Annotated in this window: 9 protein-coding genes; 6 read left to right on the top strand and 3 right to left on the bottom strand. The window is 71.7% G+C overall.

What is annotated here, in order from left to right; all coding sequences use genetic code 11:
* Positions 1–4: 4 nt before the first annotated feature.
* Complete coding sequence (locus tag MHY29_RS09560; protein WP_224354906.1) at positions 5–982, bottom strand: ABC transporter ATP-binding protein; 978 nt, start codon at positions 980–982, stop codon at positions 5–7.
* A 102-nt stretch (positions 983–1,084) separates the two neighbouring features.
* On the opposite strand from MHY29_RS09560, the gene MHY29_RS09555 reads away from it, so the two are divergent.
* Genes MHY29_RS09555 through MHY29_RS09535 form a run of 5 tightly spaced genes read left to right on the top strand, consistent with a single transcriptional unit; the run spans position 1,085 to position 5,666 of the window.
* Complete coding sequence (locus tag MHY29_RS09555; RefSeq protein WP_239240627.1) at positions 1,085–1,768, top strand: DNA glycosylase AlkZ-like family protein; 684 nt, start codon at positions 1,085–1,087, stop codon at positions 1,766–1,768.
* Positions 1,769–1,823: 55 nt separating this feature from the next.
* Positions 1,824–3,293 carry a Fe-S cluster assembly protein SufB gene (sufB, locus tag MHY29_RS09550; RefSeq protein WP_239240624.1) on the top strand — a complete coding sequence of 490 codons (1,470 nt, stop codon included), beginning with the start codon at positions 1,824–1,826 and terminating at the stop codon, positions 3,291–3,293.
* A 2-nt stretch (positions 3,294–3,295) separates the two neighbouring features.
* Positions 3,296–4,528 (top strand): Fe-S cluster assembly protein SufD, encoded by a 1,233-nt coding sequence (gene sufD, locus MHY29_RS09545; protein WP_224354903.1) that lies wholly within the window; start codon positions 3,296–3,298, stop codon positions 4,526–4,528.
* A 44-nt stretch (positions 4,529–4,572) separates the two neighbouring features.
* Positions 4,573–5,337, top strand: a complete 765-nt coding sequence (sufC, locus tag MHY29_RS09540) for a Fe-S cluster assembly ATPase SufC (protein ID WP_224354902.1) — start codon at positions 4,573–4,575, stop codon at positions 5,335–5,337.
* A gap of 2 nt (positions 5,338–5,339) precedes the next feature.
* The gene (locus MHY29_RS09535; RefSeq protein WP_224354901.1) at positions 5,340–5,666 is read left to right on the top strand and encodes a metal-sulfur cluster assembly factor; all 327 of its coding nucleotides are present in this window, start codon (positions 5,340–5,342) and stop codon (positions 5,664–5,666) included.
* An 80-nt stretch (positions 5,667–5,746) separates the two neighbouring features.
* Here MHY29_RS09535 and MHY29_RS09530 read toward each other — a convergent pair whose 3' ends face one another.
* Positions 5,747–6,706 carry a neutral zinc metallopeptidase gene (locus MHY29_RS09530; RefSeq protein ID WP_239240621.1) on the bottom strand — a complete coding sequence of 320 codons (960 nt, stop codon included), beginning with the start codon at positions 6,704–6,706 and terminating at the stop codon, positions 5,747–5,749.
* 80 nt (positions 6,707–6,786) lie between these two features.
* Here MHY29_RS09530 and MHY29_RS09525 point away from each other — a divergent pair, with 80 nt between their 5' ends.
* Complete coding sequence (locus MHY29_RS09525) at positions 6,787–8,388, top strand: ABC-F family ATP-binding cassette domain-containing protein (protein ID WP_239240618.1); 1,602 nt, start codon at positions 6,787–6,789, stop codon at positions 8,386–8,388.
* Here the strand turns inward: MHY29_RS09525 and MHY29_RS09520 are convergent.
* Positions 8,361–9,329 (bottom strand): SURF1 family protein, encoded by a 969-nt coding sequence (locus MHY29_RS09520; RefSeq protein WP_239240615.1) that lies wholly within the window; start codon positions 9,327–9,329, stop codon positions 8,361–8,363. The two genes, MHY29_RS09525 and MHY29_RS09520, sit on opposite strands and share 28 nt — an antisense overlap.
* Position 9,330 lies beyond the last annotated feature (1 nt).

The raw sequence follows: 9,330 nt of genomic DNA, 5'->3' as shown, positions 1-9,330 counted from the left end.
GCGCTCATCGGGACCTCTCCGGGGAGGGCGTGTCGGCGTCGGGGGACTGGAGGAGCTCCTCGAGGCGCAGCACGGCGCGCTCGAGGCGGGTGGGGAACAGGCCCGCGCGGGTCCAGGAGGCGGCGAGGGCCTCGAGGTCCGCGGGGGAGCGGACGCCGGCCACGCGCGCGGCGGGGGCGCCGGCGGACGCGACCGCACGGAAGGAGGCGGGGGCCGCCGCGACCCATGCCCGGACGTCGGCGGCGCGGGCCTCGTCGAATCGCACGTCCACCACGTCCCCGTCCTGGACGCGGGTCAGCTCGGCGAGGGTGCCCGCGCGGACGACGCGCCCGGCGCGCAGGATGGCGACGTCGTCGGCGAGGCGCTCGGCGTCGTCGAGCAGGTGCGTGGTCAGCAGGACCGCGGCGCCGCGCGCGGTGTGCTCCCGCACCACGTCGTGGACCACGGGGCGGGTCTCGGGGTCGAGCCCGGCGGTCGGCTCGTCGAGGAACAGGAGGTCCGGGCGACCCACGACGGCCGCCGCCAGGGCCACGCGCTGGCGCTGTCCGCCGGAGAGGCGCCGGATCGGGCGGTCGGCGACCCGGTCGATGCGCAGGCGGCCGAGGAGCGCGTCCGGGTCCAGGGGGTCGCCGTGGAGGGACGCCACGTGCCGCACGAAGCGGCGCGCCGTCACCGATGGCGGCAGGCCGCCCTCCTGCCACATCACGCCGAGGCGGGCGCGCAGGTCGGCATCGGCCCGCCAGGGGTCCCGGCCGAACACGCGCACGGTGCCGGAGTCCGGGCGGTCGGAGCCGTGGCACAGGGCCAGGGTGGTGGACTTTCCGGCGCCGTTGGGGCCCAGCAGGACGGTGACGGCGCCGCGGCGGGCCTCCAGGTCCACGCCGCGCAGCACCTCCGTGCGCGCGGCGCCGCGGCCGAGCGTGCGGCGCACCTCGTGCAGGCGCAGGGCCGGGGCGTCGGGGTGGGGGGAGGTCTCGGGCACCGACCCATTCTAGGTCCGGCCGCGGGCGTCTCCGTGCCGGTGCGCGGGGTCACACGGCGCGGTGACTTGAACGGTTCCAGATCAATACGTCACAATGGCTTTGTGTATTCCGACTCCGCCGATCCCGCCGCGCTCGCCCCGGGCACGCGCGAGCGCGTCCTGGAGCGGGTGCTCAGCCACGGCCCCGTCTCCGCCGCGGAGATCGGCGGCGCCCTGGGCCTGACCGCCGCCGCCGTGCGTCGTCATCTCGACGCGCTGGAGGAGGAGGGCTTCGTGGAGGTCAAGGTGGTCAGCGCCGCACGCGGCGCCGGGCGCCCGTCCCGCCGGTACGTCGTCGCCCCGCAGGCGCAGCGGCGACTGGGCGGGGACCACCTCGGCATCGCTCTGCAGGCCGTGGACCGTCTCGTGGAGGTCGGCGGCGAGGGCGAGGTGCGTCGCCTCGCGGCGGACGCGCTGCAGCCCGTCGAGGAGGCCTTCCAGGCCGCCGTCGCCGGCCGCGAGATGGGCCTCGAGGAACGCACCCGCGTCCTCGCGGACCTGCTCGACGACGCCGGCTACGCCGCCAGCATCCGACACGTCGGCGCGGGGCTGGCCCCCACGCTGCGCGCCGAGCAGCTCTGCCAGGGGCACTGCCCGCTGCAGGGCCTGCCGGCCCGACACCCCGAGTTCTGCGAGGAGGAGACCGCGCTGTTCGCCCGACTGCTGGGCGTGGACGTGCGCCGCCTCTCCACCCTCGCCGCCGGCGGGCACGTGTGCACCACGCACATCCCGCTCGGGCGGGCCTGACCCGCCGCACCGCAGACCACCCACACCGAACCCCACCGCTGAGAGAGAGGCTGAGATGACCGACCAGATCGTCCAGCAGGACTCGAGGGGCGCCGATCCCGGCGTCATCTCCGAGATCCTCGAGAAGAACCCCGAGCTGAACGCCATCGGTGCCTACCAGTACGGCTGGGCCGACTCCGACGCCGCCGGCTCCTCCGCGCGCCGCGGCCTGAACGAGGACGTCGTCAAGGACATCTCGGCCAAGAAGTCCGAGCCCGAGTGGATGACGAAGCTGCGCCTGAAGGCCCTGAAGTACTTCGAGCGCAAGCCGATGCCCGCCTGGGGCCCGGACCTCTCCGGCATCGACTTCGACAACATCAAGTACTTCGTGCGCTCCACCGAGGGCCAGGCGAAGACCTGGGACGACCTCCCCGAGGACATCCGCAACACCTACGAGCGCCTCGGCATCCCCGAGGCCGAGCGCGACCGCCTCGTCGCGGGCGTCGCCGCCCAGTACGAGTCCGAGGTCGTCTACCACCAGATCCGCGAGGACCTGGAGGAGCAGGGCGTCGTGTTCCTGGACACCGACACCGCCCTCAAGGAGCACCCGGAGATCTTCGAGGAGTACTTCGGCACCGTCATCCCGGTGGGCGACAACAAGTTCGCCTCGCTGAACACCGCCGTGTGGTCCGGCGGCTCCTTCGTGTACGTCCCCAAGGGCGTCCACGTGGAGATCCCGCTGCAGGCCTACTTCCGCATCAACACGGAGAACATGGGCCAGTTCGAGCGGACGCTGATCATCGCGGACGAGGACTCGTACGTGCACTACATCGAGGGCTGCACCGCCCCGATCTACCAGTCCGACTCCCTGCACTCGGCCGTCGTCGAGATCGTGGTGAAGAAGAACGCCCGCGTGCGCTACACCACCATCCAGAACTGGTCCACCAACGTGTACAACCTGGTGACCAAGCGCGCCGTCGTCGAGGCCGGCGGCACCATGGAGTGGATCGACGGCAACATCGGCTCCAAGGTGACCATGAAGTACCCGGCCGTGTACCTCACCGGCGAGGGCGCCACCGGCGAGACCCTCTCCGTCGCGTTCGCGGGCAAGGACCAGCACCAGGACACCGGATCCAAGATGGTGCACATGGCCCCGAACACGAACAGCTCGATCGTGTCCAAGTCCGTGGCCCGCAACGGCGGCCGCGCCGCCTACCGCGGCCTGGTGCAGGTGAACGAGGGCGCCAAGGGCGCCGCGAACTCGGTGGTCTGCGACGCGCTGCTCGTGGACACCGTGTCCCGCTCGGACACCTACCCGTACATCGACATCCGCGAGGACGACGTGACCCTCGGCCACGAGGCCACCGTCTCCCGCGTCTCCGAGGAGCAGCTGTTCTACCTCATGTCCCGCGGCCTGGCCGAGGACGAGGCCATGGCGATGATCGTGCGCGGCTTCATCGAGCCGATCGCCCGCGAGCTCCCCATGGAGTACGCGCTGGAGCTGAACAAGCTGATCGAACTGCAGATGGAAGGGTCGGTGGGCTGACGTTGACCGAGATCGTGGAGAACACCGAACGCAACATGATCCCCGGCATGGGGGAGGAGGGCGAGACCCTCGCCGGCGGCCAGGACGCCGGCGCCCCCGTGGCGACCCGCGGCCAGGGCCAGTCCCGCGCCGACCGCGTCTCCTCCAAGGACCTCGCCGACTTCCCGGTCCTCACCGGCCGCGAGGAGGACTGGCGCTTCACGCCGTTGGAGCGCCTCGGCGGGCTGCACCTGCCCGGGGGCGACGACGCGCGCCTGACCGGCGCGGCGCCGGCCGTGACCGTCTCCGAGACGGCGGGCGTCTCCGTGGAGACCGTGGGCCGCGACGACGCCCGCGTGGGGTCCGTGCTGACCCCGGACGACCGCGTCTCCGCGGCGGCGTGGACCTCCTTCGCCGAGGCCACCGTCGTGACGGTCTCGGGCGAGCCGGGCGAGCCCGTCCGTATCGAGGTCACCGGCTCCGGCGTCGAGCCGGCGGCCCAGCAGCTCACGCTGATCGCCGAGGAGAACGCGCACGCCGACGTCGTCCTGACCCACCGCGGCTCCGCCGTGCTGGCCCAGAACGTCGAGTTCGAGGTGCGCCGCGGGGCGTCCCTGAACGTCGTGTCCGTGCAGGCCTGGGACGACGACGCCGTGCACGTGGGCGCCCACCAGGCCTCCGTGGCCCGGGACGCCCACCTCAAGCACGTCACCGTGACCCACGGCGGATCGCTGGTGCGCCTCACGCCCACCGCGCGCTTCTCCGACGAGCGCGGCGAGGCCGAGATGTACGGCCTGTACTACGCCGACGCCGGCCAGCACCTCGAGAACCGCCTGTTCGTGGACCACAACCGTCCGAACTGCGTGTCCAACGTGCTGTACAAGGGCGCCCTGCAGGGCCAGGACGCGCACACCGTGTGGGTGGGCGACGTGCTGATCCGCACGGAGGCCGAGGGCACCGACTCCTACGAGAAGAACGAGAACCTGCTGCTCACGGACGGCGCCCGTGCCGACTCCGTGCCGAACCTGGAGATCGAGACCGGCGTGATCGAGGGAGCGGGCCACGCGTCGGCGACCGGCCGCTTCGACGAGACCCAGCTGTTCTACCTCATGGCCCGCGGCATCCCGGAGTCCGAGGCGCGCCAGCTGATCGTGCGCGGCTTCCTCAACGAGATCCTGCAGAAGATCGGCATCGCCGACGTCCAGGACGAGCTGACCGCCGTCATGGAGGAGGAGCTGCGGGTCACCGCGCTCTGAGCCTCCCCACCCCTTCACACGACTTCTTCCTAGGAGAACCGCACATGGCAACCCTGCAGATCACCGACCTGCACGTGCAGATCGAGACCGAGAACGGCCCCAAGGAGATCCTCAAGGGCCTCTCCCTGACCATCAACACCGGCGAGACCCACGCCATCATGGGCCCGAACGGCTCCGGCAAGTCCACCCTGGCCTCCACCATCGCGGGCCACCCGCGCTACGAGGTCACCTCCGGCTCCATCACCCTCGACGGCGAGGACGTCCTGGAGATGTCCGTGGACGAGCGCGCCCAGGCCGGCCTGTTCCTGGCGATGCAGTACCCCGTGGAGATCCCGGGCGTCACCATGACCAACTTCCTGCGCACCGCCAAGACCGCGATCGACGGCGAGGCCCCCTCGCTGCGCACCTGGTCCAAGGACGTCAAGGGCGCCTTCGAGGCCCTCCAGATCGACCCTGCGTTCATGAACCGCAACGTCAACGAGGGCTTCTCCGGCGGCGAGAAGAAGCGCGCCGAGATCCTCCAGCTCGAGCTGTTCAAGCCGAAGTTCGCGATCCTCGACGAGACCGACTCCGGCCTGGACGTCGACGCCCTGCGCATCGTGTCCGAGGGCGTGAACCGCGCCGCCGAGGCCAACGAGATGGGCACCCTGCTCATCACCCACTACACGCGCATCCTCAACTACATCAAGCCGCAGCACGTGCACGTGCTGGTGGACGGCCGCGTGGCCGAGTCCGGCGGCCCGGAGCTCGCCGCCCGCCTCGAGTCGGAGGGCTACGCGCGCTTCGAGAAGGCCGCGGCGGAGGCCTGAGCATGACCGACACCGCCGCACAGACGCCCGTGGAGGACATCCGCGAGGCGCTCAAGGACGTGATCGACCCCGAGCTGGGCGTGAACGTGGTGGACCTGGGCCTGCTCTACGGGCTGCACTACGCCGAGGACGGCGCGCTGCTCGTGGACATGACCCTCACCACGGCCGCGTGCCCGCTCACGGACGAGATCGAGGACCAGGTCTCCCGTGCCATCGGCACCATGGTGGACGAGTGGCGCCTGAACTGGGTGTGGATGCCGCCGTGGGGTCCCGAGCGGATCACCGAGGACGGCAAGGACCAGATGCGGGCCCTCGGCTTCAACATCTGATCCGGCCCCGCCGGTGATGTGGACGGCCCCCACCTTCTGCCGGAAGGTGGGGGCCGCCGTCGTTCTCCGTGCCGGGGGGATCAGATGTCCAGGGTCGCCGCCTGGAAGGTGTTGCACTGGTTGATGTCCGGGTTCTGCTGCGAGGTGGTCTCGTAGCCGCGCATGAACCACGCCTGGCGCTGGGAGGCGGAGCCGTGGGTGAACGCCTCGGGGTTCACGCGGCCCTGGTACTGCTCCTGGATGCGGTCGTCGCCCACGGCGCCGGCGGCGTCGATGGCCTGGGCGAGCTGCTCCTGGGTGATGGGCTGCAGGAAGGCCTCCCCGGTCTCCGGGTCCTTGGTGGTGGCCGCGTGGCCGGCCCACATGCCGGCGAGGCAGTCGGCCTGGAGCTCGGAGCGCACCGCGTTGGAGGCCGCACCCGTGCGCCCGTCCTGGGCGTACTGGAGCCAGCCCACGACGTTCTGCACGTGGTGGCCGTACTCGTGCGCCACGATGTACTCCTCGGCCAGCGGACCGCCCGTGGCGCCGAAGTCCGACTCCAGGGTGGAGAAGAACGCGGTGTCGAAGTACATGGACTCGTCGGCGGGACAGTAGAACGGGCCGGTGGCCGAGGTGGCGGAGCCGCACCCGCCGGTGCTCACCGAGTTCGTGAACAGCGTCAGGTCCGGCTGACGCCACTGGATGTTCGAGTACTGGCCCATGTAGTCGCCCCAGAACGCGTCGGCCGACTCGGTCGTGGCGATCACGCGGCAGTCGGTGTTCTGGTTGGCGTCCGCGCCGGTGGAGCAGTCGGCCTGGGACACGGGCTGGGTGGAGGTGCCGCTGCCGGACTGGGGGAGCTGCTGCTGGTAGGAGGAGCCCGTGCCCGTTCCAGCACCGCCGATCCCGAGATCCTCCGCGAGGCCCGGGGCGAAGATCGCCAGGAGGAGCGCCAGGATGCCGCCGCCGCCGCCGATGGCCAGGCCGCGGCCGCCCATGCCGCCGCCACCGCCGCCGCGCGCGCGACCGGCGTTGATCTGCACGTTCTCGTTGAAGCTCATGGGGCCTGAGTGTAGACGGACTAGACTGGCCCGGCGCGGATCCGCGCCCTCGCCGTCCCGTCAGGAGCCGTAGCCCCGTCATGCTCACCGTCACCGATCTCGAACTGCGCGTCGGCGCCCGCCTGCTCATGGACGAGGTGTCCTTCCGCGTGGCCAAGGGGGACAAGGTGGGCCTGGTGGGCCGCAACGGCGCCGGCAAGACGACCCTCACCAAGGTCCTCGCCGGCATCACCCAGCCCACGGCCGGCTCCGTGACGGTCTCCGGGCGCCTGGGCTACCTGCCGCAGGACCCGAAGGTGGAGGACATGGACCAGTCCGGGCGGGACCGGATCCTCGCCGCCCGCGACCTGGACCAGACCATCCGCCGCATGCGCGCGGCGGAGGCGGACATGGCGTCCGAGGACGACGCGGCACGCCAGAAGGCCATGGACCGCTACTCGCGGCTCCAGGCGGAGTTCGAGGCCCGCGGCGGGTACGCCGCCGAGTCCGAGGCCGCCCGCATCACCTCGAACCTCGGGCTGCCGGACCGCGTGCTGGACCAGCCGCTGCACACCCTCTCCGGCGGTCAGCGCCGTCGCGTCGAGCTCGCGCGCATCCTCTTCTCCGACGCGGACACGATGCTCCTCGACGAGCCCACCAACCACCTGGACCACGACTCCATCGTGTGGCTGCGGGACTACCTCAAGACCTACTCGGGGGGCGGGCTGCTGATGATCAGCCACGACGTCGAGCTCATGGAGATGACCGTCAACAAGGTCCTCTACCTGGACGCGATGCGGCAGACCATCGACGTGTACAACATGAACTGGAAGAACTACCAGGCGCAGCGCCAGCAGGATGAGGCGCGCCGCCGTCGGGAGTTCGCCAACGCGGAGAAGAAGGCCTCCGCGCTGCTGGCCCAGGCGGAGAAGATGCGCGCCAAGGCCACCAAGGCCACCGCGGCCCAGAACATGATCAAGCGCGCCGAGCGGATGATGCGCGGCGTCGAGGGGGAGCGCGCCCAGGACCGCGTGGCCGCGATCCGGTTCCCCACCCCGCAGGCCTCGGGCAAGACGCCGCTGCGGGCGGAGAACCTCTCCAAGTCCTACGGCTCGCTGGAGATCTTCACGGGCGTGGACCTGGCGATCGACCGCGGATCCCGCGTGGTGATCCTCGGCTACAACGGCGCCGGCAAGACCACCCTGCTGCGCATGCTCGCGGGCACCGAGTCCCCGGACACCGGCGAGGTCATCGCGGGGCACGGCCTCAAGCTCGGCTACTTCGCCCAGGAGCACGACACCCTGGACCAGGACGCCTCCGTCCTGGACAACATGCGCCACGCCGCCCCGCAGCTGGGGGACACCCAGTGCCGCACCCTGCTCGGCAGCTTCCTCTTCCAGGGCGACGACGTCGACAAACCGGCGCGCGTGCTCTCCGGCGGCGAGAAGACCCGCCTGGCCCTCGCCACGCTCGTCGCCTCCTCGGCCAACGTGCTGCTGCTGGACGAGCCCACCAACAACCTCGACCCGGCCTCCCGTGAGGAGATCCTCAACGCCCTCCGCCAGTACGAGGGCGCCGTGGTCCTGGTGACCCACGACGAGGGCGCCGTCGAGGCCCTCGCCCCCGAGCGCGTGGTGCTGCTGCCCGACGGCGACGAGGACCTCTGGAGCGACGACTACCTCGACCTGATCTCGCTGGCCTGACCGGGCCGGTCCCGCAGGACGTCCTCCTGCAGCGCGTCCTCGACCTCCTCGTCGGAGGGGCGGCCGCCGCGGCGGCGCCGCCGGGCCTTCGGCCGGGGCGCACGACGCGCGGCGAGCAGGCCGTCGTCCTCGGCGTCCTCGAGGGCGTCGGCGCGGTCGTTGCGCGCCTTCATCCAGGCGGAGTACCCCCACACGGCGAAGCCCATGGCGGCGAAGATGTACCACTGGATCGCATAGGAGAGGTGAGGGCCCTCGTCGAGCGTCGGGGCCACGAGCTGGTTCGGCACGGTGGCCGCGGCGGGCGACTCGGACACCATGAGCCCGTAGGCGGTGTCCGCGATCGGCCGGCCGAGGATCCGCTCGATCGCCGCGAGGTCGATGGAGGGCACCTGCCCCTCCGGGGCGTCGCGGTCCAGCGCGGGCTCACCGGGCTTCACGCGCACCACCACCTCCCCGGCCGCAGGGTCCGGGGCGGGGATCGCGTCCGGACGGCCCGGCTGGGAGCCGATCGGCAGCCAGCCGCGGTCCACGATCACCGTGACGCCCTCCTCCGTGACGAAGGGGACGAGCACCTCGTAGCCGGGGGCGCCGGCGCGCGGCCGGTTCCGCACCACGAGGGTCTCGTCCGTCTCGTACCGGCCCGTCAGCGTGACGGGCGTCCACTCGTCCTCGGAGTCGAAGTCCGTGAACAGCCGGGAGGCCTCCGCGAACGGCACCGGGTCGTCGTCGTAGTTGGCGAGCACCCGGTTGACGTCGTGCATCACCTGCACACGGCGGTCCCACTGCCACTGGGCGAGCCCGTGGCAGAGGAACGCGAAGAGGATGCAGACGACGAACCCGAGGATCCACGGGCCGGAGGCCAGGAAGCCGAACCGCAGGGGCGGCAGGCGCTCGGCGCCCGGGGCGTCCGGCGTGTCGGTGGGGGCCGGGGCGGGCGTCATC

The organism is Micrococcus sp. ACRRV (genome assembly GCF_022346985.1).
In the GTDB taxonomy this organism is placed as follows: Bacteria; Actinomycetota; Actinomycetes; order Actinomycetales; family Micrococcaceae; genus Micrococcus; species Micrococcus porci.
Note: the sequence above shows the minus strand (reverse complement) of the source record. Positions and strands in the feature narration are given on the sequence as shown.